Raw genomic sequence first — 24,888 nt, 5'->3', positions numbered from 1 at the left:
CTTCAGCCGCCGCGATAGATGCGATGGAACCGACGGCCGAGCCGCGTCAGCACCTCGTAGCCGATGGTCCCCGCCGCCGCGCCGACGGTCTCGATCGGCAGGCCCGGACCGATGAGGTCGACGAAGTCGCCACGCACCGGCGGGTGCTTGAGCTTGGTCACGTCGACGGTGATGAGGTCCATCGATACGCGGCCGACGATCGGCGCGAGCTTGCCCTCGAACATGACGTGGGCGCCGTCCTCGCCGGTGCCGCGGCTCAGGGCGCGGGCAACGCCGTCGTCGTAGCCGGCGGCGACGATGGCGAGCCGGGTAGGGCGATTGGGTCTCCACGTCGCCGAGTACCCGACCTGGTCGCCCGGTTGAACGTGCCGCACCTGCAGGACGCGCGCCTTCACGATGAGGACTGGTGCGACAGGTGCAGGGCCGCCCTGGAAGGCCTGGCCGCCGTAGAGCGCATAGCCGGGACGCACGAGATCGTAGTGATAGTCGACGCCGAGCATCAGTCCGTCGGAGGCGACGAGGCTCGCCGGCACGTGCGCCATGCAGCCACGCATCGCGTCGAAATTCTCGCGCTGCAATGCGTTCATGTCGTGCTCGGGATTATCCGCACACCCGAGGTGGCTCATGATGAGTCGCACGTCGAGCGAACGGGCGCGTCCTTCGGTGGCGATCACGTTCATGTCGGAGCCGGTCAGTCCGAGGCGGCTCAATCCCGTGTCCAGGTGGAGGACCGTCGGCAGGCGCGCGCCGCGAGCGGCGGCGAGCGTGGCCCACTCCTTCACCTCCTCGAAGCTGGCGAGCGCAGGGATGGCACCAATAGCGAGCAACTCCGATCCGGTCCCCGGCAGCAAGCCATCGAGAACGTAGATCGTGGCCTCGGGTGCAAGGCCGCGCGCCTGGGCTGCCTCGGCAATGGTGGCGACAAAGAAAGTACGGCAGCCTTCCTTCACCAGTGCCGGGATGACGTGCGCCGCGCCGAGACCGTAGGCGTCCGCCTTTACGACGGCGGCGCATTCGGCGGGAGCGACACGCCCTACAAGGGCCCGCCAGTTGGCACGGATCTGAGCGAGGTCGACGATGATGACGCCGGTGGCGCTGGTGGGCACCGCCGCGAGCTCCGCATCGGCACGCGGCGCCTCGCGCTGGGCGCTGTCGGTCATCGGCGAGATGTGGGCGGTCCTGTCCGACACTTGGCTTTCCGGGTTCCGGGAAAGCACTATTTCTAGCGCCGAATCGGGCCGCAAACGAGGCGCAGATTCCACGGTCCCAACCTATGGGGGATTCCCGCGTTGCGGCCTGGAGGAGAGCCATTGGATCAAGTCACGGGCTCCCACCCTGTAGTGGAGATTGAGCTTGCGACTGACGTTCTCAACGTCGGTGATAAACAGGGCCTCCGATACGAGGGAAACTGATCGCACTTCCTCCCACGCCACCCGCCAGCCCTTCGAGAACAGCCCTCGCACCTCCAGGGCTTCTGAGTTCCATCGGATGGTGCGGAAGAAAGAATCGTAGAACAGCCATGCGGCTCCGGCTGTCGTCAGGAAGATCACCGGAGGAACCCACCAGCTCTCCTCGAAGAGCTTGCTCCCGTTGTACAGGATGGCGGCGATCATGAAGGGGAGAAATAGCCCGGCAATCACCTTTACGAGCATCGTGTAGTGAAGGTAGGTCCAGCCTGCTGATACCTTCGGTTTCTCACGGTTCGCCGCCCAGGCCGCGAGCAAGAGCACAAGGGCCGTCGCCGCAACCTTTATGACCGCGTCATACTCTTTGAACCATTCGATCAAGGCCGTCCCCGGTAGCGGCAATGGTGCCTCTTCAATAGACCGCAACCTTGCGTCGTTTGCGCGACGGAGGTCGGCTAGTCGCCGTAGGTGGCAACCTGATAGTCGCGGGCGAGGTTGCCGAAGTGGCGACGGTGCCGACCGGGCCGTGGCGCTGCTGGCCGACGATACCCTCGGCGTTGCCGGACAGGCCATCATCTGGTTAAGGTAGCGCGATCAAGCCAATGAGCGCGTTCGTTGCGGTTGCCGCGGTGCGCTACGTCCGTCGACGTATTGAGCGCTGGCCGTTCTAGGTAATTGAGCCGTCATTCCCCTAGGACCTAGGTTCGCTTGCGGTCGCCACGCGGCTGCATTGCGACGGAGTATTGGAGGAAGCCATGTATCGGAAGCTAGGAGCAACCGGCGTCTTCTTGGCGACGACACTGTGGGCTCAAAACGCGTTTGCCTTATGCTTTTTGGGATTTGGTGATTGCGGCGGGGGCGATGGCGGAGCGGTTCCAGAAATAGACGGAACCGGGGCTCTCGCCGTGTTCGCTATCCTAGGGTCCCTCGTGGCCATACTTTATCGCCGTGCCCACAAATAGCACTGCGATGCTACCTCGGGAAGAAACGCGCCGTACGCTCCGCTGGGCGTACGGCGTTCTTGCGCGCATGAGGGGCGTCGCGCATAGCCAACTTGTCAGCGGCCGTATGGGGTGACCTGGTAGTCGCGGGCGAGGTTGCCGAAGCGCGTGAGGTGGCTCTCGAACGACAACTCGACCGTGCCGACCGGGCCGTGGCGCTGCTTGCCGATGATGACCTCCGCCTTGCCGGACACGGCCATCATCTTCTGCTGCCACTCGGTGAACTCGGCTGTTCCCTCCGAGGGCTTCAGGCGCTCGACGTAGTACTCCTCGCGGTAGACGAACATGACGACGTCGGCGTCCTGCTCGATCGAGCCGGACTCGCGCAGATCGGAAAGCTGCGGACGCTTGTCCTCGCGCTGCTCGACCTGGCGCGACAGCTGCGACAGGGCGATGATCGGCACCGCGAGTTCCTTCGCCAGCGCCTTGAGGCCGGTGGTGATCTCGGTGATCTCCTGCACGCGGTTGCTCTCGCGCTTGGAGGAGCCGGTCAGGAGCTGCAGGTAGTCGACGATGAGAACGCCGAGGCCCTTCTGCCGCTTCAGCTTGCGGGCGCGCGCGGCGAGCTGGGCGATCGAGATGCCGCCGGTCTGATCGATGTAGAGCGGGCTTTCGCTCATCACGCGGCTGACCTCGACGAGCTTGCGGAACTCGTCCTCGTTGATCATGCCGCGGCGGATCTTCTCCGAGCCGATCTCCGCCTGCTCCGAGAGAATACGCGTGGCGAGCTGCTCGGCGGACATTTCGAGCGAGAAGAAGCCGACGATGGCGCCGTCGACCGGTTTCATCGTGCCGTCCGGCTGCTGCTCGGCGCGATACGACTTGGCGATGTTGTAGGCGATGTTCGTCGCCAGCGCCGTCTTGCCCATCGAGGGGCGGCCGGCGAGGATGATGAGATCGGAGGACTGCAGGCCGCCGAGCTTGTTGTCGAGGTCGGTGAGGCCGGTCGACAGACCCGAGAGGTGCCCAGCCCGCTGGTAGGCGGCGCCGGCCATCTCGATGGCAGTGGTGAGCGCCGTGCCGAACCCCAGGAAGCCCGAGCCGTACTTGCGCTGCTCGGCGAGATCGTAGAGGCGGGTCTCGGCGTCCTCGATCTGCGTGCGCGGCGTCAGGTCGACGGGGCTGTCGTAGGCATTGTTGACCATGTCCTCGCCGATGATGATCAGCGCGCGGCGCGTCGCGAGGTCATAGACGGTGCGGCCATAGTCCTCGGCATTGATGATGGTCGTCGCCTTGCCGGCGAGCGTGCCGAGGTACTGCGGCACCGTGAGCGTCGGCGAGATCGGCTCGGCCGTCTCGAAAAAGGTGCGCAGCGTGATTGGCGTCGCCTGCTTGCCGGCGTGGATGAGCTTGGCCGCCGTCTCGTAGATCTGCTGATGCAGCGGATCGTAGAAGTGATGCGGGTCGAGAAAGCCCGACACGCGGTCCATCGTCTCGTTGTTGACGAAGATCGCGCCGAGCAGCGCCTGCTCCGCCTCGAGGTTGTGGGGAGCCTGACGGAAGGGCAGCGAATCGTCGGCAGCGCTAAGGGCAGCGAACCGATCGGAGACTTGGAGCGCGTTTTTTGCCATGGCTCACGGTATCCGATTCAATCGGTCCGCCGTCGAGCGCCTGGCTGGTCCCGTCCCCACTATGCACATGGGGACGGGATTTCGTTTGCAACGTCGCGAATCGCCCGCCGCTACTCTTCCTTGGCCTGTTCCTCGCCCTCGGCCGGGGAGGCGCCTTCCTCGAACATCTCGGGATTGAACGTCTCGAGCTCGAGTTTTTCTTCCTTGACCATGGTGACGTCCTCGCCGCGCGACTGGCGCTCGGCCTCGTCCTCGGAGCGAGCGACGTTCAGCGACACGGTGACGACGACCTCAGGGTGCAGCGCGACGCGCACCGGATGCAGGCCGAGGTTCTTGATCGGACGCTCGAGGATCACCTGACGGCGGTCGATGGTGAAGCCGCCGGCGGTGACGACTTCCGCGATGTCGCGCGTGGCGACCGAGCCGTAAAGCTGTCCGGTGTCGCCGGCGGAACGGATCGCGACGAACACCTTCTTGTCGAGCTTCTCGGAGACTGCCTCGGCTTCCTTCTTGAGCTCGAGGTTGTTCGCCTCGAGCTGGGCGCGCTGGCTCTCGAAGTGCTGGCGGTTGTCGTCGGTAGCGCGCAGCGCCTTCTTCTGCGGCAACAGGAAATTGCGCGCGTAGCCGTCCTTGACGTTGACGATGTCGCCCATCTGGCCGAGGCGGCCGATGCGCTGAAGCAGAATGACCTGCATGTTCAATACTCCTTCTATCTAACCGTTTGTTGTGTTGAGCCGGCGATCAGGTCGACGGCGGTTCGTCGGGTGGTGGTGAGAGTTTGCGCATCGGCCAAATCGCCTCGGCGAGGCCGAGAAGCGCGATGGCGAGAGACGCGATGGTGTTCATGATGAAGAGCGAGGCGTAGAGGCCCCACAACGCGAACGGCCGCCAGGAACGCCCGCGCGTCGTGTAGTGGACGACTGCGAGACCGAGCAGCACGTAGGAGAAGAGCAGGGGACCGGCGAAGCCGGCGGCGATCATGCCCGGTAACCCGGCGAGAAAGCCGGCAGCCGTCGCCGCGGCGAGCATCAACGGCGCCATCGGCGGATAGACCATCGCCGCCAGATCCGGCCAGGGACGCTGCAGGCGGCCGGAGGCCATGGTGATGCGGCCGGCGAGCCAGAGGTTGAACAGCAAGCTGCCCATGGTCGAGATGGCGGAAGCTGCAGGGAGCAGCGCCAGCGCGATCCCGGTCGCCTCGTCGATATCCGCCGGCCCGAGCGTGGGGGCGTCCGGCATCTTCGGTAGCTCGTTGTCGACGAACGTCTGCAGCATGCCGCGCAACGCTGAGCGTAAGGTGTCGATGTCGCCGCCGAGCAGGAACAGCGTCAGCGTGGCGAAGCCGCCGGCGATGAGCGCGGCGGCGATGACGATGCGCCCGACGGGATACCATTCGGTGCGCCCATCGTCGGCGACGCGGTTGAGCGCCACGAGATAGATGAGGATCGCCGCCGGGATGGCCTGGCTGGCGGCAAAGACGAGGGCGCCGAGCGGGCTGCCCGCGACGAGCACCAGCAGCGCCCCGGAAAATCCCGCCACCGCGACCGCGCGCGGTCCCAATCCGAGGCCCGCGAGGAACAGCGGCAGCGCCGTGAGCAGGAACAGGATCATGCGCATCAGCAGCGGGCCCGTGGTCGCAGAGGCGAACACGACCGCCGAGATGAGCCCGGCTCCCAATGCGATGAGCAGACGATACGGCATCAAAGCAGCTGTCCCGCGGTATCGCGGTTAGAGACACGTGCGGCTTCCCGCCTTGTCCCAACCTCGTGCCGAGAATTCTTCCCGGCACTTATTTGGCAGAGGACGGCGGGCGCGATGCACCCGCCGCCGGAATTTTACTTCAGCACGTACGGCAGCAGGCCAAGGAAGCGCGAGCGCTTGATGGCGCGCGCCAGCTCACGCTGCTTCTTCGACGACACCGCAGTGATGCGGCTCGGCACGATCTTGCCGCGCTCCGAGACGTAGCGGCCAAGGAGGCGCACGTCCTTGTAGTCGATCTTCGGCGCATGCTGGCCAGAGAACGGGCAGGTCTTGCGACGACGATGGAAGGGACGACGGCCACCACCGCCGGGAGTTGCGATCTCTGCCATTGTTATGCCTCCGAGCCGGAACCAGACGATGAGCCACCCGTCCCGCCATCACGCGGGGGCCGCGGGGGGCCACGGTCGTCACGCGGCGGGCGATCGCCGTCGCGGGGAGGACGAGGACGGAACGTCGAGCCCTCGCGGTCGCCGCCGCGGAAACCGCCGCCACCGCCGCCGCCGCGGTCGCCACCGCGGAAGCCGCCGCCACCGCCGCCGCGGAAGCCGCCGCCGCCACCACGGCCGCCGAAGCCGCCGCGATCACGGTCGCCGCGCTCGTCGCGGTCGCTCTTGCGCATCATGGCCGACGGCTCGGTCTCGTGCGCTTCGACCTTCACGGTCAGAAAGCGCAGGATTTCGGTCGACAGGCCCATGCGCCGCTCCATCTCGGCCACCGCCGCCGGAGGCGCATCGATGTTGAGCAGCGAGAAGTGGGCCTTGCGGCTCTTCTTGATCTTGTAGGCGAGGGACTTGACGCCCCAGTACTCGCTCTTGGTGACCTTGCCGCCACCCTGCTCGATGAGGTCGGAGAATTCCTTGGTCAGCGCTTCGACCTGGGCGTTCGAGACGTCCTGGCGCGCCAAGAAGACATGCTCATAAAGAGCCATGCGGATTGCCTTTCCTTTGTTCGTGCCGCCCCGGCGCAAAGCCCCTAATGGACCCGAGAAAGGCCCAAGCAGGTCACCCAAGAGAGTGAAGACACCGGGAAGCGGACCCCCTTAAGGGCCCTGCCGGTTCGGTTTCCCGCGCACGGCTCCCCGTTCAGCCTTCAGCCGAAGCGAGCGAAGGGGCGGTTTATAGCCGAAATCGCCGCCAGGGCAAGCCCACGATGGGCGCGAGGGGCTTGGCGGCCACGAGCAGGCGCCCCGCGGCATTAAGGCGGCCGGCATCGCCGTGATCAACGCCAAGGCGAGGAGACGCAGCAGAACAGCGCCTCCATCAAGGCTAGCGTCCCGTTCTGATCTGACGTGACCGCAGCTGCCCGTGAGCGCGACCCGCATACTCTCGAAAGGGCGTAATGGAGTAGGATTGCGTAGGGTCAGGCTCGACCGCTTTGCAGAGCGACGTCCACGGCCCTTAGGAGATTCTCGGAGATCACCCAGTGTGCAAACACATCTTCGGCGCGGTCCTACTATCCCTCGCCCTGATCCCATCCCCATCGGCAGCCGCCGAAATGGATGAGGTATGCGTCCAACGGCTGATCGGCGCGCAAAATAAACGGCTTCAGCAATGCAGCGACAAATTTCAAGGAGAGCATCGGGATCTCTGCGAAGCCGCCGCCCGCCTGGAGCACGCCAAAGCAATGCAAATCTGCAGAAGCAGAGATGAGGGTGCGCCTCCAGGCAGGCCTTAGCGGTATCGGTTCTGAGATAGTCGGCCGGGCCGGCCCAGCGCCCCCATCAAGGGCAGCGTCCCGTTCTGAGGCGATTTCCGGCTCCATCGCCTTCGCAGGTGTTCCCTGCGCGACAGCGCGTTCGCGTAGGCACCCCTAGCCTCCAGGCTCGCAGCGCTGAGCTGTGGTTCAGGAGGTATGGCGAAATGGCAATGGTCCGCAGGTGGGCGATCTTCAGGGTCGCCGATGATCTGCATCAGCAGGTGGGCGCGCATCCGTCGAAAGGCGCCGCCGCCGTCGAGGCGATGCGGCTGGCAAGCATCACCGGCATGTCGCATCACGTCGTCGAGCAGATCACGTCGCGGCGGCTCGCCCTGGAGAGTTATGGACGCGCCATAGGGCTCCAGCGCTTCTGACGGCGTGCGCTGGGTGAGGCAGGCTACTTGCCCTTCCCTGACCACCGCGTATGCGGGCGTGAGCGCTCCGCCACATCCCGCTCGAGCAGCCGCCGCAGCGCCTTCTCGATGTCCGGCTTGCGCTCCGGAGGCTCGCGGTCGAGCTCGTTTTTGAGATGCTTACCGATCACTAACAGGGCATCCCTTTGTCGATCGTTGACCATTCCCTTTCCCGCTAATCACAATATCAACGGCAGAGGAAAGCCCGGCGTTCCATTGATCGGGTTGGCCGCCGTTTTTTCCGGCAATTCCGCGCACTAGGCGATCTTATTTGCCGGCGAACCGTTATCACCTGTAGGCTCACCTCTCGCGGCGGGGGGACGTCGTCGATCTGTCTAGGAGCGCTGCGCTCCGCACCTACAGAGGATGTGCCCATGCCCCCGCGCAAGAAACCGGTCCGCCGCAAATCCGTAACCGCGAAATCACCTCGGCGCCGCCGCCCGAGCACGAAAGCGCTGGCGATCGGCGACGCGGTGCGGCGCGAGGCGTTGGGGCGCTCGGTGCTCGATCGGCAGCTCGCGGTGCTCGAGACGTTGATGGCGTGGTCGCCGGCCCGCATGCTGGTCAACCAGCAAGCGGCGTTTTGGGAAGGCTTCATTGCGCCGACCGCGACGCAACGTGCACCGGCACGCAAGCGGGTTCAAAAGCGCAAGGCGAAGCGCGGGTAGCCGCAATCTGAACTATTCCTGTGTGACGTCGCTCGTGTCGATGAGCACGTCCTCGGCGTGCCACATGGTGTGCGCCCCGAACAGGGTGCCGCTCACCTTCACGCGCTTGCCGAGCGGCAAGTCCTTGCCGGCTGCCTCGCCGGCGATCTGGATGCGGTCAATCGGCTTGTCGGTCGGCTCGTTGAACTCGTCGCCCGCGGTCTCCGAGGCGACGCAGACCGGCTGGTCGAGCGCGACGTAGCTATAGGCGAATGCACCCTGCGCCTCGTGCTGCCCTTTGCCGGCTTTGAGGGTGCCGCGGATATCGACCGGCTTATTGTAGATGAGGTTGATAGCGGCCTCGCAGGCCAGCGCCGGCATGGCGCCGAGCAACAGGCAGATGCAGGCGGCGCGGAGGGATGGGCGCATGGGACGGCCTCGAGATGACTGGGGCCGATCCTAGCAGAGGGTAGGGAGATGCGCGTCCGGCGTCGCGGCGTGCTTAATGTCCGGCCTTAATGTCCCGCGGGTGCGTGAGCGTCGGCGCGAACGATGCGGCAACCCTCGATGACGTGCAGCGCCACTGCGCAGAGGCGCTCCGGGTCGCGCTGCCCAGCGCGGACCGCGGCCATGATCCTCAGCGCCAGCGCCCGCCGGATGCCCGCCTTCTCCGGCGCGGCGCGCACCGGGGTGGAGCGCTCGACCTCGGCCCAGGCGGCATCGAGTGCCAACCCCATGACCGAGACGGTTTCCGGATCGAACGAACGATGCGGCATGGACTGTTTCTCCTCGCGAATTCCGCGGGGAGTGGGACCACGGCAGCTTCACAGGATCATGACAGGCGGGGCCCGCTACGTTGTCCCTTGCCCATGCCCCTAAGCGACCCTCGGCGTCCCGCACCGCGGCTGTATGCGCCGCTTGACAGGCGTGTGACAGGCGTGTTCTTGCCAGCCAAATCCTCCAGCCGAGCCCCAATTCATGGCCATCGCATTCATCTTCCCCGGACAGGGCAGCCAGGACGTCGGCATGGGCCGCGAGCTGGCTCAGGCCTACCCCAGCGCGCGCGCCGTGTTCGAGGAAGTCGACGACGCCCTCGGCCAGAAGCTCTCGCAGATCATGTGGGAGGGGCCGAAGGAGACGCTGACGCTCACCGAGAACGCCCAGCCGGCGCTGATGGCGGTGTCGATGGCGGTCATGCGCGTGCTCGAGAAGGACCACGGGTTCTCACTGAAGGATAAGGTGAAATTCGTCGCCGGCCACTCGCTGGGCGAATACTCGGCGCTCGCCGCGGCCGGCGCCTTCTCGCTCGCCGATGCGGCGCGACTGTTGAAGCTGCGCGGTCAGGCGATGCAGGCCGCCGTCCCGGTAGGCAAGGGCGCCATGACGGCGCTGCTCGGCGTCGGCATCGAGGCCGCGCGCCAGGTGGCGGAAGCCGCGGCCCAGGGCGACGTCTGCCAGGTCGCCAACGACAACGAGCCGACACAGGTGGTTCTCTCCGGCGACAAGACCGCCATCGACCGCGTGCCCGAGATCGGCAAGGCACACGGCGTGCGCCGCGCCGTGCCGCTGCCCGTGTCCGCACCCTTCCATTGCGCGCTGATGCAACCTGCCGCCGACGCGATGCGCGACGCGCTGGCCAAGGTGGCGGTCAACGCCCCGGCCGTGCCGGTGGTGGCCAACGTACTGGCATTACCGATCACCGACCCCGAGGAAATCAAGAAGCGCCTCGTCGAGCAGGTCACCGGCACGGTCCGCTGGCGCGAGTGTGTTACCTACATGACCGCGGGCGGCGTCACCGACGTTTACGAGATCGGCTCCGGCAAGGTCCTCGCGGGTCTCGCCAAGCGCATCGAGGCTTCGCTCACCGCCAGCAGCGTCGGCACCCCGGCCGACATCGACGCCGCGCTCGCGCGTCTCAACTCCTAGAGGATCCCCCGATGTTCGACCTCACCGGCAAGACCGCCCTCGTCACCGGCGCGACCGGCGGCATTGGTGCCGCTACCGCCCGCGCGCTCTACGCGCAGGGCGCCACCGTGGCGGTGTCAGGCCGCCAGGTGGACAAGCTCGAGGCGCTGGCGAAGGAGTTCGGCGACCGCGGGCACGTGCTGCCTTGCGACCTCGGTAAGCGCGATGAGGTCGTGAAGCTGATCGAGCAGGCGGTGGGGAAGCTCGGCCGCCTCGACATCCTGGTCAACAATGCGGGCTTGACGCGCGACAACCTCTTCATGGTGATGAAGGACGAGCAGTGGGACGAGGTGATCGCCGTCAACCTCACCTCGACGTTCATGCTGTGCCGCGCTGCCGCCCGCGCCATGCTGCGCGCCAAGCCGAACTTCGGCCGGATCATCAATATCGCCTCGGTTTCGGGCGTGTTCGGCAATCCGGGCCAGGGCAACTACTCGGCCTCGAAAGCCGGCGTGATCGGCATGACCAAGTCGCTCGCCCGCGAGGTCGGACCGCGTGGAATTACCGCCAACTGCATCGCGCCGGGCTTCATCTCGACCCCGATGACCGCGGCGCTGAACGAGAAGCAGACCGACGAGATCGCCAAGATGATCCCCCAGCAACGCTTCGGCGCGCCGGAGGAGATCGCTGCCGGCGTCATCTATCTGGCCAGCAACGAGGCCGGCTACATCACCGGGCAAACGCTGCACATCAACGGCGGCATGGCGATGGTCTAATGCCCATGGTAAATGTGCATCAGTTCGCTCTACTGCTTGGCCCGTCTGGGGAATTTAGGTCGCAAGGTGTGCGGCCGAATGCACCGGTGCGCCGCTGGCCAAGCTCTGTGAAGTATGTTAACGAGCCGAACGGTTTTTCGACCCTCGGCACACTAGTGCGAGTAAACGAAGGGCCTGAGTTCGGCCGCCGCACGGAGTGCGAACAAGTGGGATAGCCGCGTCGTTTCAATACCCAACGGTGGCGTGCGCCTTTATAGAAGTCGTGGCGCCGAGCCGGGTCAAGGGCTAGTCCTGATAACCGAATTTACGAACTGCCAAGAGCAACACCGACGCGAGGGAAGACGATGAGCGATGTCGCTGAGCGCGTGAAGAAGATTGTCGTGGAGCACCTGGGCGTGGAGGCCGAGAAGGTCACCGAGAACGCCAGCTTCATCGACGACCTGGGCGCCGACAGTCTAGACACGGTTGAACTCGTGATGGCTTTTGAGGAGGAGTTCGGTTGCGAAATCCCCGACGATGCCGCCGAGCACATCCTGACCGTCGGAGACGCGGTCAAGTTTCTCGAGAAGAACGCCAGCGCCGCTTAAAGGCCGCTCGCTTCCTTTCTGCCTGACCGCGGTTTCTGGAACGGCGACGCCGCGGTTGCTCGTGCGGACGCATCAGGCTCACGGGCTTGAGCGCGGCGTGGGCTGGGGACGGCGCCGTTCTCCCGCTTCGAAGGACTAGGATGCGTCGCGTCGTCATCACAGGTCTCGGCATCGTCTCCCCCGTCGGCTGCGGGGTCGATCACGCGTGGTCGAACCTCATTGCCGGCAAGAGCGGCGCGCGGCGGATCGAGGAGTTCGACGTTGCGGATCTGTCCTGCCAGATCGCCAACTTCGTTCCGCGCGGCGCCACCGCCGAAGGCAAGTTCAATCCCGACGATTGGATGGAGCCGAAGGAGCAGCGCAAGGTAGATGACTTCATCATCTATGCCGTCGCCGCCGCGGACCAGGCGATCGCCGATTCCGGCTTCACGGCGGATACGCCCGAGAAGCAGGAGACGACGGGCGTTCTGATCGGCTCGGGTATCGGCGGCCTCCCGGGGATCGCCGAGACCTCGCTGCTGTTGAACGAGAAGGGGCCGCGACGCGTCTCGCCGTTCTTCATTCCCGGACGCCTGATCAATCTCGCCGCCGGCTACGTCTCGATCAAGCACGACCTCAAGGGCCCGAACCACGCGGTGGTGACAGCCTGCGCGACCGGCACGCACGCCATCGGCGACGCGGCGCGTCTCGTCGCGCTGGGTGACGCCGAGGTGATGGTTGCGGGCGGTACCGAAAGCCCCATCTGCCGCATCGGCATGGCCGGCTTCATCGCCTGCCGCGCGCTATCGACCGGCTTCAACGACAACCCGACCAAGGCCTCGCGTCCCTACGACAAGGACCGCGACGGCTTCGTGATGGGCGAGGGCGCCGGCGTCGTTGTTCTCGAATCTCTGGAGCACGCCAAGGCACGCGGCGCGAAGATCTACGCCGAGGTGATCGGCTACGGCATGTCGGGCGACGCCTATCACATCACGGCGCCGGCCGAGAACGGCGATGGCGCCTACCGCTGCATGCGCGCCGCCCTGAAGCGCGCCCAGATCGACGTGAGCGATATCGACTACGTCAACGCGCATGGCACCTCGACGCCCATGGGCGACGAGATCGAGCTCGGCGCCGTCGAGCGCCTGTTCGGCAATGCCGCCGGTAAGGTGGCCATGTCGTCCACCAAGTCGGCCGTCGGGCATCTCTTGGGTGCCGCCGGAGCGGTGGAAGCGATCTTCTCGGCGCTGGCCATCCGGGACAACATCGCGCCGCCGACCCTCAATCTCGACAACCCCTCGGTCGAATCGGCGATCGATCTCGTGCCGCACACGGCGAAGAAACGCGAGATCAATACCGTGCTGTCGAACTCGTTCGGCTTCGGCGGTACCAACGCCTCGCTTATCCTGCGCCGCGTCGCCTGAGGCCCTCCCGCCACGGGCATCCACGGCTGCGTATCGGGTAACGAATTCCATTCGCGCTTTTGCCATAATTGGTCCTAGGGTCGTGGCGAGAATGACCTGCCGCGCGGGGCCGGCTTCGTCGGGAGCGCAACTTGAGCACTTTGCCACCTTCGCGGCACGAGCCTCCCATGCGGCGCGGGGCCATCCGTCCGCGCTCGCCGTCCGAGATGCTCGAACCGTCGCGTCCGCCCGGACCGCCGCGCGGTGCCGTGGCGCCCAACGCGCCCCGCCGGGGCTCGGGCTTCATGCGCTTCTTGAGCGGCCTGTTCACGGTCGTTCTGGTCGTCATGCTCGCCGCCGGCAGCGTCATGGCGCTGCTCTACCATCAGTTCGAGACGTCCGGTCCTCTGGCGGTGTCGCGCGTCGTCACCGTGCCGCGCGGTGAGGGACGCATCGAGATCGCGACGCGTCTGGAACGCGAGGGCGCCATCTCCAACCGCTGGGCCTTCATCATCAACTACATGCTGCGCAGTGCGCTGGGTCCGAAGCCGCTGGAACTGAAGGCCGGCGACTACGAGATCAAAAAGAACGCCAGCATGGCGGAGATCATGGAGACGCTGACGCAGGGCCGGGGCGTCCTTTCCAAGATTACGATCCCCGAGGGCCTGACGAGCCTGCAGATCGTCGAGAAACTCCGCGGCGAGGACGAACTCGTCGGCGATATCACCGAGATCCCGGCCGAAGGCACACTGTTGCCGGACACCTACCGCTATTCGAAGGGCATGGAGCGGCGCGAACTGCTCGAGCGCATGCAGGGCGAGATGCAGCGCTTTCTTGCCGCCGCCTGGGAGCGGCGTCAGCCGAGCCTGCCGATCACGACGCCCGAGCAGGCGATCATTTTCGCATCGATCGTGGAGAAGGAGACGGGCCGGGCGGACGAGCGGGGCCGCGTCGCCGCGGTGTTCATGAACCGCCTGAAGAAGGGCATGCGCCTGCAGTCGGACCCGACGGTGATCTACGGCATCGTCGGGGGGCAGGGCACTCTCGGGCGCTCGATCACGCGCGCCGATCTCGACCAGAAGTCGTCGCACAACACGTATCAGATCGGCGGCCTGCCGCCGACGCCGATCTGCAACCCGGGGCGCCCGGCAATCGAGGCGTCGCTCAATCCGCCGATGACCACCGATCTCTATTTCGTGGCCGACGGCACCGGCGGTCACACGTTCTCCGACACGCTCAAGGAGCACAATGCGGCGGTGAACGTCTGGCGCAAGGTCGAGCGCGACCGGAAGAAGGATCAGCCGGCGGACGCTGCCGATACGCCTGATGCCGTGCCCGTGCCGCTGGCGACCCAAGCCGCGGCGCCGCGCGTGCTCAACGCCAAGGGTACCGCGCCGGCCGTGGGCAGCGGCGCCTCCGTCCCCTTGCCGGTCCGCAAGCCGAAGCAATGAGCCCCACGGGGTGAGAAACCTTTCGGCGACCGGGCTCCTTGTTGCCGACGGCCGGGGCCGCTAGTGTCCTGATCGCGAAATTCGTCTCCGCGTGCGGCATAGTTGGAACGAATTTCGCGATCTGAAGGACACTAGCCAAGAAATGACTCTAGTGTGATTCAGATCGACAAGTCCGCTTCGGCCACCCAGCCGAGCGCGATGTTGCGGCCTTGTCGATCATCACACTAGATTTCGCGACGCGTTGGGGCCCCCGGCGCCGAGCCCAACGGAGCCGCGATGAGCATCAAGAGCATGACCGGCTTTGCGCGCGCCGAGGGCACGCACGAAGGCGCCACCTGGCATTGGGAGGCGCGCAGCGTCAACGGGCGCGGGCTCGACATTCGGCTCCGCCTGCCATCTGGCAACGAACCGCTCGAGCCCCGGGTGCGCGAGGCCGTAGGCCGCCACATAACGCGTGGCAGCGTTTCGATCACGCTCGCGGTGGAGCGCAGCGACGGCGGTGTGGAAATTCACCTCAACGAGCGAGCGCTGCAGCAGGTGATGCATGCGGCTGACCGCGTGCGCGACCTCACCAACGCGACGCCGCCGCGTGTCGACGGCCTCATCGCCATCAAGGGCGTTCTCGACATCGTCGAACCTCAGGAGAACCAGGAACTGGCGGCGGCGCGCGGTGAGGCAATGCTCAAATCGCTCGACGGGGCGCTGGTGGCGCTGGTCGCCGCGCGGTCAGCCGAGGGCGCGCGCCTCGCCGCGACGCTCGCAGCTCAGCTCGACGAGATCGAGCGTCTGGTCGCCATCGTGCAGGCGTCTCCGGCGCGCTCGCGCGAGGCGATCGAGCAGCGCCTCAAGGAGCAGGTGCGCCGTCTCGTCGATACCGGCAACGGCTTTGATCCTGCACGCCTGCATCAGGAAGCGGTGCTGCTGGCGACGCGCGCCGACGTCGAGGAGGAGCTGCAGCGCCTCGGCTCGCACATCGGCGCGGCGCGCGAGCTGATCAGCGAGCCTGGCGCGGTCGGCCGCAAGCTCGACTTCCTCGCCCAGGAATTCAACCGCGAGGCCAATACACTGTGCTCGAAAGCGAGCGACGTGGAGATCACCCGCGCCGGGCTGGCGCTCAAGACGGTGATCGACCAGCTGCGCGAGCAGGTGCAGAACATCGAGTAGGGAAACGCAAAAGGAGCGAGCGGGAGAACCCGCCACGGCACGACATGAGACAAACGCCCACTATCGATCGGCGCGGACTGCTGCTGGTGCTGTCGTCGCCCTCGGGGGCGGGCAAGACGACGCTAGCCCGCCGCTTGATCACCGCCGACCAGGACATTTCGATGTCGGTATCGGTGACGACCCGCAAGCCGCGCCCCGGCGAGGTCGAGGGACAGGACTACTACTTCGTCGACGATCCGACGTTCAAGCGCATGGCCGACAATAGCGAGCTGCTCGAGTGGGCGCACGTGTTCGACAACTACTACGGCACGCCGCGCGCGCCGGTGGAGGCCGCGATCGGCCAGGGACGCGACATGCTTTTCGACATCGACTGGCAGGGCGCGCAGCAACTCTCCGAAAAGATGAAGCACGACGTCGTGCGCGTGTTCATCCTGCCGCCGTCGGCTGGCGTGCTCGAGGAGCGGCTGCGCCGCCGGGCGCAGGACGCCGAGGACATCGTGCAGCAGCGCATGGACCAGGCGGCGGCGGAAATCAGCCACTGGCCGGAATACGACTACGTCATCGTCAACACCGACGTGGCGGTCTCGATGGAGGGCCTCACCGCGATCCTTTCGGCGGAGCGGTTGCGACGTGAACGGTTGAACGGCCTCACGGCTTTCGTGCGCGACATGCAGAACCAACTTTGATGCGCCGTCTCGCCAGCGTTCTCTGCGCCATTCCGATGGCAGTGCTGGCGACCGCCCCGGCCCAGCCGGGTGCGGGACATCCGCTTGGCGATGTCGGTAGTCACGAGATTGTCGCCGCCAAGCCCGGCACGATCCTTCGCGTATGGCCGCAAGTCGGCGGCGGCGAGGAAAAGGCCAAGGCGTATCGCATTCTCTATCGCTCGACCGGGCTCAACGGCGAGCCGATCGCGGTATCGGGCGCCGTGCTCATCCCGACGACACCGGCGCCGCACGGGAAGCGCGGCATCGTCGCCTGGGCGCATCCGACCACGGGGGTCGTAGAGAAGTGCGCGCCGACGCTGCTGCCCGATCTCGCGGGCACCATCGCCGGCGTCGAGGAAATACTCGACCGCGGCTTCGTCATCGCCGCCACCGACTATGCGGGGCTCGGCGGCGAAGGGATGCACCCCTATCTGATCGGAACCAGCGCGGCGCGGAGCGTGCTCGATTCCGTGCGCGCGGCGCGCTCGCTTCCGGACGCCGGTGCCGGCGACCACTTCGCGGTGTGGGGTCATTCGCAGGGCGGACATGCGGCGCTGTTCACCGGCCAGGAAGCGGCGGCCTATGCGCCGGAGCTACAGCTCGTAGGCGTTGCCGCCGCCGCGCCCGCTACCTACCTCGGCGAGCTGTTCAGGGCGGACCGCGGCTCGGTCGGCGGCAACAGCCTGACGGCCATGGTGCTCTTGTCGTGGTCGACGCTCTTCAAGATTCCGCTAGGCGACGTCGTCGTTCCCGGCTCCATGCATACGTTTGAGACCGTGGCCAAGACGTGCATCGAGCGCATCACCGAGCTTCTGCGCTTGCAGGAGATCGAAGCGCCGTTGCAGCGCGCATTCCTGAAAGTCGATCCGACGACCATCGAGCCGTGGCGCGGCATCATGGAGAAGAACACGCCGGGGCAGGCGCCCGCCGGTGCGCCGGTGCTGATCCTGCAGGGCACGGCCGACGATCTCGTGCGGCCACAGATCACCAAGCAATTCGCCGAGAAGCTGTGTGCCGCCGGCGCCGTCGTCGACCTCGTTTGGCTCGACGGGGTATCGCATGCCTTCGCCGGCTATGACGGGGCGTATACCGCGGTCTCTTGGATGGACGACCGGTTCCACGGGCGCCCAGCGCCCAATGGTTGCAAGCGCTGAGCCGCGGGTGCCTCAGGAATAGGCACTGTCATCAAGCCACAATGGCGCTCCATATACCTTGTTTGTCGCGGCCCCTGACTCTGGGCGCCGCGCACGATATGACACGTCCATAACCGCCCTCCACCAGCAAGTGCACACCCCGATGCGCGTTCTTCCCCGTCTCGCACCGCTTACCCGTATGCCTGCTCTCCTTCTCATCGCGGCGCTCTGGGTGCTCGTCGCACCGAGCGTGAACGCCGCGCCGGATCTCAAGCTCGACGTGTCCGAGGCAGAGATCCGCAAGGCCAAACCCGGCCGCGTCTTCCACATCCATCCGCAGGTCGGCGGGGCGCCCGCCAACGCCAAGGCGTTCCGCATCGTCTACCGCTCGACGGGATTGAACGGCGAGCCGATCGCCGTGTCGGGCACGGTGATCTATCCCGCGACCCCGGCGCCGAAGGAAGGGCGCGACGTCATCGCCTGGGCGCACTACACGACAGGCGTGGCGGGACGCTGCGCGCCGGGACTGCTGCCGAACCTGTCGGGAACCATACCGGGCCTGGAGGATATGCTGTCGCGCGGCTATGTCGTCGTCGCCACCGACTATGAAGGGCTCGGCCTTCCCGGCGTGCACGCCTATCTCGTCGGCATCAGCGAGGCGCAGTCGGTGCTGGACAGCGTGCGAGCGGCGCGCAATCTCTCGGGCGCCCAGGCGACCAACCGCTTCATCGTGTGGGGGCATTCGCAGGGGGGCCACGCCTCCCTGTTCAGCGGCGAGCTCGCGGCGTCATACGCACCCGAATTGAAACTGCTGGGCGTCGCGGCGGCGGCGCCGGCCACCAATCTCGTCGACCTGTTCAAGGCACAGAAGGGAACTATCGCCGGAGACAGCCTGACCGCCATGGCGATGCTGTCGTGGTCGCGGACATACAACCTACCGATCTCCGAGCTGTTGGAGGACGGCGTCGAGAAGTCGGTCGAGAAGGTCGCCGGGAGCTGCCTTCAATCCATCTCGCAGATGCTGCAGCTCTTGAAGCTCGCCAAGCCGCTGAAGAAGTCCTTCCTCAAAGTCGATCCGGCGACGCTGCCGGCCTGGCGCGATTTAATGGTCAAGAACTCCCCCGGTGCCGCGCCGCTCAGCGTACCGGTATTCATTGCACAGGGAACGGGCGACACGACGGTCAATCCGGCACTCACGGTGCGCTACGCCAAGGAACTCTGCAAAGCCGGCACGCCGGTGCAGCTGAAGATACTGAAGGGCGTCTCGCACAGCTTTGCCGCCGAGAAGAGCGCCTATGGGGCCGTGCAGTGGATGACCGATCGCTTCAAGGGGCGCCGCGCACCGAACGACTGCGGACGCTGAGGCGCTAAACTTGCGTAGCTCTCAGGCGCGCGACAGCGTCGAGCGCTCGAAGACCAGCGCCATGCGGGCGAAATCCTTCACGCTCAGATTCTCGGCGCGCAGGTTGCCGGCGATGCCCACCGCCTCGAGGAGCCGCTCGGGCTCGGGCATGAGCTGCTTCAGGCTTGCACGTAGCATCTTGCGACGCTGACCGAAGGCAGCAGCGGTCACCCGCGCCAGCGTACGCGGCGAACAGTCGGGAGACGGCGCCTTGTGAGGTACGAGCTCGACCACCGCGGACGATACCTTCGGTGGCGGCGTGAAAGCTTCCGGCGGCACTTTGAGCACGATGCGCGGCGCGCTGCGCCACTGCGCCAACACCGACAGGCGCCCGTACGCCTTGGTCCCCGGCTGGGCGACGATCCGCTCGGCCACCTCCTGCTGGAACATCAGCACCATACGCTGAAACCACGGCGGCCACGGCTCGGTGTCGAGCCATCCCGTGAGCAGCAGCGTGGCGACGCCGTAGGGGAGGTTGGCGACGATCAGCGCCTCGCGCGTGTCGCCGAGGATGCGCGGCCAGTCGGCTTCGAGCGCATCGCCAAAATGCACGTCGAGCCTGCCCGGGTAGCGCTGGGCGATCATGTCGAGCGCGCCGCGGGTGCGCTCGTCGCGCTCCACCGCGATGACGCGGGCGGCGCCTTCCATGAGCAGTGCGCGCGTCAGGCCGCCCGGCCCGGGGCCGACCTCGACGACCGTCTTGCCTTCGAGCGAGCCGGCGGCGCGCGCGATGCGTCGCGTCAGGTTCAGGTCGAGGATGAAATTCTGGCCGAGGCTCTTCTTGGCGTTGAGCTCGAAGGTGCGGATCACCTCGCGCAGCGGCGGCAGCCCGTCCGGGCTCGCGCCGCTGAGCGCGTCTCGCTCGCTGCCGCTCATGCCGGCGGCGTCGCGGCACGCGCGGCGGCAATAGCCGAGGCGAGCTTCAACGCCTCGATGAAGCTCGACGGCGAGGCGCGGCCCTGGCCGGCGATGTCGAATGCCGTGCCGTGGTCGGGCGAGGTGCGCACGAAGGGCAGCCCGAGCGTGACGTTGACGCCCTCGTCGAAGCCAATGGTCTTCAACGGGATCAGCGCCTGGTCGTGGTACATGGCGACGACCGCGTCGTAGCCGCGCCGCGCTGCGGCGTGGAACAGCGTGTCGGCCGAGTGCGGCCCGGTGACCGACAGTCCCTCGGCACGCAGATCGGCAATGGCCGGCGCGATAGTGTCGACCTCCTCGCGCCCCATCGTCCCTTCCTCGCCAGCATGCGGATTGAGACCCGCCACGGCGATGCGCGGGGCGCTGATGCCGAAGTCGCGCCGCAGCGCCGCGTAGGTGGTGCGCACCGTCTCGAAGATGAGGGCCCGGGTGATGGCTTTCGGCACCTCGGCCAGCGCACAGTGCACGGTGAGCGGGACGACGCGCAACTCGTGCGAGGCGAGCATCATCACTGGCCGCACCGGCTTGCCGGTGTGGCGCTCGGCGAGCGCGGCGAGGAACTCCGTGTGGCCTGGGAAGGGAAAGTCGGCGCTGCGCAGGACGTGCTTGGCGATCGGATTGGTAACGACGGCGGATGCCTCGCCGCGCACCACCGCAGCGGTCGCGGCCTCGATGGCGGCGATGATGGCGGGTGCGTTGGCGGTGTCGGGGTTGCCGGCGTGAGCGCGCATTGCGAGCGGGGCATGCAACACGGGGAGCGCGGTGCCGAACACGTCGAACGCCTCGGCGGCCGTTCCCACCGGCGCGATGGGGACCGTGACGCCGAGCGTCCGGGCGCGTTCGGCGATCGCGCCCTTGTCGGCGAAGACGACGAAGGGCTCGAGCCCCTTGTCGCTGCGCTCCAACCAGGCGCGGAGCGTGATCTCGGGGCCGATACCGGCCGGATCGCCCATGCTGATCGCGAGCGGACGCCGGCGCCTGTGGTCCCCACCAATCATCTAGTGTCCCGCTTCCGAAGCTCGCCAAAGCCCGCGGCTGATCGTGGGAGCGAGCTTCGGAAGCAGAAGGGACACTAGAGGCACACATTTCTTGCTAGTGCGATTCAGATCGAGAAATTCGCTCGAGACCTCGCAGCTGATGTTGGCGAATTTCTCGATCATCGCACTAGCGGTACTCGATATGGGCGTCCGTACGCAGGTCGTTCAGATGCTTCTTGGAAAGGATCTCGAACTCTTTCTGGCGCAGCTCGTTCTGCGCGGTCTCGCGCTTGGAGTCGGCGGCCTTGACCACCTTGCGTCCGCACACCGCCCACAGCTCGACGCCGTTCTCGCCGATGGTGGCGGGGAGGAGCTCGTCGTCGTGCGCGGCGAGGAGCAAGCTGCGCGTCGGCTCCGGCAGGCTGCTCGGGCGCCGGTCGCCGAGGTTGTCGAAGCGGGCCCCGGGCACGCCGCGCGCCATCGTTTCCATCGACTTGCAGCCGGTAAACTTGGTGCGCAGCTGCTCCGCATCGCTGAGGCGCTGGGTGAGGCGCTTCTGGTCCTCCTTCACCGGCAGGTTGAGGAGCACGCGGTGGATGCGCAGCTCGACGTCGTCCTGCCCCTCGGACGACGCGACCATCCGATCGACGTCGCGGCTGGCAACGGTGATCTGGTGGCCGAACTTGCGCCGTATCACGTCCGACCACGATAGGGACGCGCGGATACGGTCGCGCATCCCCGAGATGCTGGCGCCCATCTTGGCAATGTGCTCGCCAAATTGCGCGGGCGTCATCTTGTTGCGCTCGGCCATGCCGGCGATGACGCGGTCGACCTCGTCGTCGGCGGCGACGACGCTGAGCTTTTTGGCCTCCTGCAGCTTGAGCCGCTCGTCGATGATCTCGTCGAGCGCCTGCTTGCGCGCGGTCGGAACGTATTCCTTCTCGATCTGGTTCTTGATGCTGTTGACGAACTCGCCCTGCAACTGCTTCACCCGCGCCTGCTGCTCGGTCTCGCTCTTGGGTGGGTTGGCCTGTAGTCGCTTCATGGCAAAGTTCTTGAACTGTTCGTTCATGTTTGCCGACTTGAGGCGCGCCTGCAGCTTCTTCTGCACCTCAGTTGCGCCGAGCATCGACAGGGCGACGCGCTGCTCGATCTCGTAGCCGGTGATCGGCTCGTCGTTGATGAGGGCGACGATCGACTGTATCGGCCGGTCGCTGGCAGCGTCCGCCTGGGTCGCCTTGGCGGTGACGGTGGGCTTGGCTTGCTGGGCGACAGCGGCAGTCGGAGGCGCCACCAGCGAGCCCGCGAGCAGCGGCAGGCAAGCCCACATCAGCGTCCGCACGCCGGCGCGGCCCGCGGACGGGCAGCGCTGCCGATCTGGACGAAGAGTGGTCATACGGTTCGCGCCTTCCAGTGTGGCAGGGTCGCGGCGTCGCGGGTGGCGCCGCTTAACGAGGGCGGCCAAGCACTTTGCCCTGGGATGCGGACTCTATCGACGCAAACATTGGCGGTCCCGTGGCGCGGACGCAGCGCCCGGCAGGTTCAATTACGCCACGCTGCCGCTCGAAGCCACCCGTACCCGCGTCGACGGGACGCGCAAGGTTAACCGCCCGACTGCTGCTCGCTTATCGCCGCACCGCTGAGCACGTCGGTTGAATAGCCGAACTCTCCGAGATGCTTCAGCTCGAAGCGCAGCATCAGCGTCTGGCCGTCGACGATATCCTGGTTGTAGTAGTAGTTGTCCGTATACGTCGCGGTGAGGACGAAGCACTCGTCGGCGTACTTCACCTGGAACATGTCGGACGCGATCTGGTCGTCGTCGATGTCGTAGCGCATGGCGGCACCGACGCTCCAGCGATCGGTGAGCTGCAGGTTGAAGCTGCCGTACACATCCTCCTGGGCGGACAAGATGCCGTTGGTTGGGTCGGTGTTCAGGTAGGCGTAGATGGCGTTCATGGCGAACGGACCGATCGTCACCTGACCGCCGGCGTCCTGGCGGCGGATGTCCAGAGAGTCCTGATCGAAGCGCGACTGCGAGATGAGCTGCAGGAAGCTCCACGGGGCGACGTAGGCGCCGAGCACGTAGTCGGAGCGGTCGTTCTGCAGGCCGCTGAAGGGCGTGAACGTCGGGTTGCCGGTCGAATCGAGGCCCGGGTTGCGATACGGGTTGAGGCCGGCGAGGTGGAAGCTTTCACCCGCGAGGATGCGCGCGTAGCCGCCCTCATTGCCCTGGAAGGTATACTGCACGCCGACGTTGGCGCGGGTGCCCGTCTCGATGCGGTCGTAACCCGAGAACTTGGTCAGCTCGAACAGGTTGGTGTCGTCGAACACGAGGCTCTGCGCGTCCTCGTTGGGGAGGTTGGCCTGCTCGATGTAAGCCTGCCGGGCGATGATCTGGCCGATCGGCTCGATGACGTGCGAGCCCTGGCGCGTGTTGGCGGCCCACGGATAGGCGACGGTGACACCCGCTGCCGCGATGCCGCGCGCCACGGAGGTGTTCTCGACGCCGTTCGGCGATTGCGGATCGACGTAGTCGTTCAACTGATAGAGGTCGCCGCGCAGCTGGCCGAACGGCGTGTAGGTGATGCCGATCGGATCGGTCAGGCGGCGGCGCCAATCGACCTCGGTGACAACGCGGTTCATCTGCTCGTTGCCGGAGATGTTCGGGAAGACAGCGTTGTTCTGATCGTTGGTGAAGCTCAGCGCATTGGTGTTCCAGCGCAGCTCACCGCCGAGGATCGGATCGGCGAAGATATAATTGTAGTCCAAGATCGGATGCGCGAACGACTCCGATTCAGGAGTGTCCGAGAACATCAGGCCGGTGAACTGGTAGGCAGCGAGGCCGAAGTAGTTCCGGTCCCCGATGCCCTCGAGGAAGATCTTGTTCACGCGGTCGGTGAGCAGCATGTTGTCGAGTTTGTAGAAACGGCGGAACGTGTCGTCGCTCTCGGTGGTGATGTCCCACCCGAACTTCCACCAACTACCCAGATTGAACAGGCCCTTGGTCTCAATGCTTCCGCGCCAACCCTCGTACTGATCGCGATTGGTGATCGAGGAGGGCAACTGGTCGGCATCCTGATCGAGGCCGGCGCCGCGAATGAAGTACTGACCGTTCTCCGTGCGATGGCGCCACTCACCCTGCCAGAGGATGCCCTGGCGGGAGGTGTACATCGGGTAGAACGTGAAGTCGTAGTTCGGTGCCAACGCGAAGTAGTACGGGATCGTCGTCGAGTAACCGAGCGTGTCGGACGTCGACGGCTGCGGCATCAAGAAGCCCGACTTGCGCTTCACCGACGGATCGGCGTGCTCGAAGTACGGCGTGTAGAGGATCGGCACCCCGAACAGCTCGAACTGGGCGTCCTGGTACGTGATCGTCGCCGCCGACTGATCGTGGATGACGGTCGCCGCGCTCAAGCACCAGAGCGGCGGCGTGCTGTCGTCCGACTTACACGGCGTGAAGCGACCGTTCTTGAAGACGGTCGTGTTGCCCGCGCGGCGGGTCGCGGATTCGGCGGCGATGCGCGTGTCGTCGGAGGCGACGACGGAGAGCTGCGAGACGAAGCCGTCGCGGAAGTCGTCCGTCAGCGTGTAGCGGTCGGCGCGGACGATATTGCCGTTGGGCTCCTTGAGCACGACGTTGCCGACGGCGGTCAGCGTGTTGGCCGACTGGTCGTAAACGACTTGGTCAGCAGTCAGGATGTAGTTGTTGTAGTAGATCTCGACGTTGCCGCGGGCGATCACCTTGTTGCCGCCGGTGTCGTAGATCAGCTCGTCGCCCTGCAGATAGAGCGGCTGCGATTTGTCGACGTTGCGTGATGGGCCGACAAGGCTCTGCTTCGGAAATGAGCTCTTGGACTGCACATCCGGAGCGAGTGTCGATGGGTCTTGAGCGTACGCGTCGTGCGTGGCGAAGAGCGAAGCGGACAGCAACGCGAGCATAGCCAACCGCACCCAGCCGACTGCCTTCCGGCGCCGGCAGGTGACGCGTGACG

25 protein-coding genes are annotated in these 24,888 nt (G+C 66.1%); 11 read left to right on the top strand and 14 right to left on the bottom strand.

The window, feature by feature from the left end; genetic code table 11:
• Nucleotides 1-2: 2 nt before the first annotated feature.
• The 7 genes from alr to rpsF all read right to left on the bottom strand — a co-directional run bounded on the left by alr (nt 3) and on the right by rpsF (nt 6,667).
• Entirely contained in the window at nt 3-1,190 is a 1,188-nt protein-coding gene (alr, locus tag GIW81_RS01950) for an alanine racemase (protein ID WP_324614863.1), read from the bottom strand.
• Between the two features lie 81 nt (nt 1,191-1,271).
• Nucleotides 1,272-1,787 carry a hypothetical protein gene (locus GIW81_RS01945; RefSeq protein ID WP_154737664.1) on the bottom strand — a complete coding sequence of 172 codons (516 nt, stop codon included), beginning with the start codon at nt 1,785-1,787 and terminating at the stop codon, nt 1,272-1,274.
• Nucleotides 1,788-2,463: 676 nt separating this feature from the next.
• Complete coding sequence (locus tag GIW81_RS01940) at nt 2,464-3,978, bottom strand: replicative DNA helicase (protein ID WP_154737663.1); 1,515 nt, start codon at nt 3,976-3,978, stop codon at nt 2,464-2,466.
• Nucleotides 3,979-4,088: 110 nt separating this feature from the next.
• The gene (gene rplI, locus GIW81_RS01935) at nt 4,089-4,673 is read right to left on the bottom strand and encodes a 50S ribosomal protein L9 (protein WP_154737662.1); all 585 of its coding nucleotides are present in this window, start codon (nt 4,671-4,673) and stop codon (nt 4,089-4,091) included.
• Between the two features lie 46 nt (nt 4,674-4,719).
• Nucleotides 4,720-5,679: a DUF2232 domain-containing protein gene (locus GIW81_RS01930; RefSeq protein ID WP_154737661.1), complete on the bottom strand. Its 960-nt coding sequence runs from the start codon at nt 5,677-5,679 to the stop codon at nt 4,720-4,722.
• A 134-nt stretch (nt 5,680-5,813) separates the two neighbouring features.
• Nucleotides 5,814-6,068: a 30S ribosomal protein S18 gene (gene rpsR, locus GIW81_RS01925; RefSeq protein WP_154737660.1), complete on the bottom strand. Its 255-nt coding sequence runs from the start codon at nt 6,066-6,068 to the stop codon at nt 5,814-5,816.
• A gap of 2 nt (nt 6,069-6,070) precedes the next feature.
• Complete coding sequence (rpsF, locus tag GIW81_RS01920) at nt 6,071-6,667, bottom strand: 30S ribosomal protein S6 (protein ID WP_154737659.1); 597 nt, start codon at nt 6,665-6,667, stop codon at nt 6,071-6,073.
• Between the two features lie 931 nt (nt 6,668-7,598).
• Between rpsF and GIW81_RS01915 the strand changes: the two genes are divergently transcribed.
• A complete protein-coding gene (locus GIW81_RS01915) occupies nt 7,599-7,808 on the top strand; it encodes a hypothetical protein (RefSeq protein WP_154737658.1) in 210 nt (69 codons plus the stop codon).
• Nucleotides 7,809-7,831: 23 nt separating this feature from the next.
• On the opposite strand, the gene GIW81_RS01910 is transcribed toward GIW81_RS01915, so the two are convergent.
• A complete protein-coding gene (locus GIW81_RS01910) occupies nt 7,832-8,011 on the bottom strand; it encodes a hypothetical protein (protein WP_154737657.1) in 180 nt (59 codons plus the stop codon).
• Nucleotides 8,012-8,221: 210 nt separating this feature from the next.
• Between GIW81_RS01910 and GIW81_RS01905 the strand changes: the two genes are divergently transcribed.
• A complete protein-coding gene (locus tag GIW81_RS01905) occupies nt 8,222-8,515 on the top strand; it encodes a hypothetical protein (RefSeq protein ID WP_154737656.1) in 294 nt (97 codons plus the stop codon).
• A gap of 12 nt (nt 8,516-8,527) precedes the next feature.
• Here the strand turns inward: GIW81_RS01905 and GIW81_RS01900 are convergent, their stop codons facing one another.
• Complete coding sequence (locus GIW81_RS01900) at nt 8,528-8,923, bottom strand: DUF4431 domain-containing protein (protein WP_154737655.1); 396 nt, start codon at nt 8,921-8,923, stop codon at nt 8,528-8,530.
• 86 nt (nt 8,924-9,009) lie between these two features.
• Complete coding sequence (locus GIW81_RS01895) at nt 9,010-9,270, bottom strand: hypothetical protein (RefSeq protein ID WP_154737654.1); 261 nt, start codon at nt 9,268-9,270, stop codon at nt 9,010-9,012.
• A 202-nt stretch (nt 9,271-9,472) separates the two neighbouring features.
• Between GIW81_RS01895 and fabD the strand changes: the two genes are divergently transcribed.
• The 9 genes from fabD (at nt 9,473) to GIW81_RS01850 (ending at nt 18,962) form a co-directional block, all read left to right on the top strand.
• Nucleotides 9,473-10,420 (top strand): ACP S-malonyltransferase, encoded by a 948-nt coding sequence (gene fabD / locus GIW81_RS01890; RefSeq protein WP_154737653.1) that lies wholly within the window; start codon nt 9,473-9,475, stop codon nt 10,418-10,420.
• An 11-nt stretch (nt 10,421-10,431) separates the two neighbouring features.
• Complete coding sequence (gene fabG, locus GIW81_RS01885) at nt 10,432-11,175, top strand: 3-oxoacyl-[acyl-carrier-protein] reductase (RefSeq protein ID WP_154737652.1); 744 nt, start codon at nt 10,432-10,434, stop codon at nt 11,173-11,175.
• A gap of 344 nt (nt 11,176-11,519) precedes the next feature.
• Nucleotides 11,520-11,762: an acyl carrier protein gene (locus GIW81_RS01880; protein ID WP_068462321.1), complete on the top strand. Its 243-nt coding sequence runs from the start codon at nt 11,520-11,522 to the stop codon at nt 11,760-11,762.
• A 140-nt stretch (nt 11,763-11,902) separates the two neighbouring features.
• Nucleotides 11,903-13,165, top strand: coding sequence for a beta-ketoacyl-ACP synthase II (gene fabF, locus GIW81_RS01875; protein ID WP_154737651.1), 1,263 nt, complete (start codon nt 11,903-11,905; stop codon nt 13,163-13,165).
• 167 nt (nt 13,166-13,332) lie between these two features.
• Entirely contained in the window at nt 13,333-14,595 is a 1,263-nt protein-coding gene (gene mltG, locus GIW81_RS01870) for an endolytic transglycosylase MltG (RefSeq protein WP_154737650.1), read from the top strand.
• A 276-nt stretch (nt 14,596-14,871) separates the two neighbouring features.
• On the top strand, nt 14,872-15,759 hold the full coding sequence (locus tag GIW81_RS01865) for a YicC/YloC family endoribonuclease (RefSeq protein WP_154737649.1): 888 nt from the start codon (nt 14,872-14,874) through the stop codon (nt 15,757-15,759).
• A gap of 44 nt (nt 15,760-15,803) precedes the next feature.
• A complete protein-coding gene (gmk, locus tag GIW81_RS01860; RefSeq protein ID WP_154737648.1) occupies nt 15,804-16,445 on the top strand; it encodes a guanylate kinase in 642 nt (213 codons plus the stop codon).
• The gene (locus tag GIW81_RS01855) at nt 16,445-17,620 is read left to right on the top strand and encodes a lipase family protein (protein WP_154737647.1); all 1,176 of its coding nucleotides are present in this window, start codon (nt 16,445-16,447) and stop codon (nt 17,618-17,620) included. The genes gmk and GIW81_RS01855 overlap by 1 nt, the downstream gene beginning before the upstream one ends.
• 178 nt (nt 17,621-17,798) lie before the next feature.
• Nucleotides 17,799-18,962 (top strand): alpha/beta fold hydrolase, encoded by a 1,164-nt coding sequence (locus GIW81_RS01850; RefSeq protein ID WP_195930308.1) that lies wholly within the window; start codon nt 17,799-17,801, stop codon nt 18,960-18,962.
• Nucleotides 18,963-18,983: 21 nt separating this feature from the next.
• Here GIW81_RS01850 and rsmA read toward each other — a convergent pair whose 3' ends face one another.
• From rsmA to GIW81_RS01830, 4 genes are all read right to left on the bottom strand, one after another.
• Complete coding sequence (rsmA, locus tag GIW81_RS01845; protein ID WP_154737645.1) at nt 18,984-19,877, bottom strand: 16S rRNA (adenine(1518)-N(6)/adenine(1519)-N(6))-dimethyltransferase RsmA; 894 nt, start codon at nt 19,875-19,877, stop codon at nt 18,984-18,986.
• A complete protein-coding gene (pdxA, locus tag GIW81_RS01840) occupies nt 19,874-20,917 on the bottom strand; it encodes a 4-hydroxythreonine-4-phosphate dehydrogenase PdxA (RefSeq protein WP_154737644.1) in 1,044 nt (347 codons plus the stop codon). Before pdxA ends, rsmA begins: the two co-directional genes overlap by 4 nt.
• Before the next feature lie 166 nt (nt 20,918-21,083).
• The gene (locus GIW81_RS01835) at nt 21,084-22,292 is read right to left on the bottom strand and encodes a SurA N-terminal domain-containing protein (protein ID WP_154737643.1); all 1,209 of its coding nucleotides are present in this window, start codon (nt 22,290-22,292) and stop codon (nt 21,084-21,086) included.
• 206 nt (nt 22,293-22,498) lie between these two features.
• The gene (locus GIW81_RS01830) at nt 22,499-24,835 is read right to left on the bottom strand and encodes an LPS-assembly protein LptD (RefSeq protein ID WP_229309055.1); all 2,337 of its coding nucleotides are present in this window, start codon (nt 24,833-24,835) and stop codon (nt 22,499-22,501) included.
• Between the last annotated feature and the right edge of the window lie 53 nt (nt 24,836-24,888).

This window comes from Hyphomicrobium album (assembly GCF_009708035.1).
Lineage (GTDB): Bacteria > Pseudomonadota > Alphaproteobacteria > Rhizobiales > Hyphomicrobiaceae > Hyphomicrobium_A > Hyphomicrobium_A album.
This window is presented reverse-complemented; position numbering and strand designations above follow the sequence as displayed.

What these genes read in the sequence shown, in the direction of transcription:
- pdxA (WP_154737644.1), bottom strand. Translation starts at nt 20,917, where the DNA reads ATGATTGGTGGGGACCACAGGCGCCGGCGTCCGCTCGCGATCAGCATG.
- fabF (WP_154737651.1), top strand. Translation starts at nt 11,903, where the DNA reads ATGCGTCGCGTCGTCATCACAGGTCTCGGCATCGTCTCCCCCGTCGGC.
- GIW81_RS01930 (WP_154737661.1), bottom strand. Translation starts at nt 5,679, where the DNA reads ATGCCGTATCGTCTGCTCATCGCATTGGGAGCCGGGCTCATCTCGGCG.
- gmk (WP_154737648.1), top strand. Translation starts at nt 15,804, where the DNA reads ATGAGACAAACGCCCACTATCGATCGGCGCGGACTGCTGCTGGTGCTG.
- rpsR (WP_154737660.1), bottom strand. Translation starts at nt 6,068, where the DNA reads ATGGCAGAGATCGCAACTCCCGGCGGTGGTGGCCGTCGTCCCTTCCAT.
- GIW81_RS01880 (WP_068462321.1), top strand. Translation starts at nt 11,520, where the DNA reads ATGAGCGATGTCGCTGAGCGCGTGAAGAAGATTGTCGTGGAGCACCTG.
- rsmA (WP_154737645.1), bottom strand. Translation starts at nt 19,877, where the DNA reads ATGAGCGGCAGCGAGCGAGACGCGCTCAGCGGCGCGAGCCCGGACGGG.
- GIW81_RS01855 (WP_154737647.1), top strand. Translation starts at nt 16,445, where the DNA reads ATGCGCCGTCTCGCCAGCGTTCTCTGCGCCATTCCGATGGCAGTGCTG.
- rpsF (WP_154737659.1), bottom strand. Translation starts at nt 6,667, where the DNA reads ATGGCTCTTTATGAGCATGTCTTCTTGGCGCGCCAGGACGTCTCGAAC.
- GIW81_RS01835 (WP_154737643.1), bottom strand. Translation starts at nt 22,292, where the DNA reads ATGACCACTCTTCGTCCAGATCGGCAGCGCTGCCCGTCCGCGGGCCGC.
- GIW81_RS01895 (WP_154737654.1), bottom strand. Translation starts at nt 9,270, where the DNA reads ATGCCGCATCGTTCGTTCGATCCGGAAACCGTCTCGGTCATGGGGTTG.
- fabG (WP_154737652.1), top strand. Translation starts at nt 10,432, where the DNA reads ATGTTCGACCTCACCGGCAAGACCGCCCTCGTCACCGGCGCGACCGGC.
- GIW81_RS01850 (WP_195930308.1), top strand. Translation starts at nt 17,799, where the DNA reads ATGCCTGCTCTCCTTCTCATCGCGGCGCTCTGGGTGCTCGTCGCACCG.
- GIW81_RS01910 (WP_154737657.1), bottom strand. Translation starts at nt 8,011, where the DNA reads ATGGTCAACGATCGACAAAGGGATGCCCTGTTAGTGATCGGTAAGCAT.
- GIW81_RS01940 (WP_154737663.1), bottom strand. Translation starts at nt 3,978, where the DNA reads ATGGCAAAAAACGCGCTCCAAGTCTCCGATCGGTTCGCTGCCCTTAGC.
- GIW81_RS01830 (WP_229309055.1), bottom strand. Translation starts at nt 24,835, where the DNA reads ATGCTCGCGTTGCTGTCCGCTTCGCTCTTCGCCACGCACGACGCGTAC.
- rplI (WP_154737662.1), bottom strand. Translation starts at nt 4,673, where the DNA reads ATGCAGGTCATTCTGCTTCAGCGCATCGGCCGCCTCGGCCAGATGGGC.
- GIW81_RS01905 (WP_154737656.1), top strand. Translation starts at nt 8,222, where the DNA reads ATGCCCCCGCGCAAGAAACCGGTCCGCCGCAAATCCGTAACCGCGAAA.
- mltG (WP_154737650.1), top strand. Translation starts at nt 13,333, where the DNA reads ATGCGGCGCGGGGCCATCCGTCCGCGCTCGCCGTCCGAGATGCTCGAA.
- GIW81_RS01865 (WP_154737649.1), top strand. Translation starts at nt 14,872, where the DNA reads ATGAGCATCAAGAGCATGACCGGCTTTGCGCGCGCCGAGGGCACGCAC.
- GIW81_RS01900 (WP_154737655.1), bottom strand. Translation starts at nt 8,923, where the DNA reads ATGCGCCCATCCCTCCGCGCCGCCTGCATCTGCCTGTTGCTCGGCGCC.
- fabD (WP_154737653.1), top strand. Translation starts at nt 9,473, where the DNA reads ATGGCCATCGCATTCATCTTCCCCGGACAGGGCAGCCAGGACGTCGGC.
- GIW81_RS01915 (WP_154737658.1), top strand. Translation starts at nt 7,599, where the DNA reads ATGGCAATGGTCCGCAGGTGGGCGATCTTCAGGGTCGCCGATGATCTG.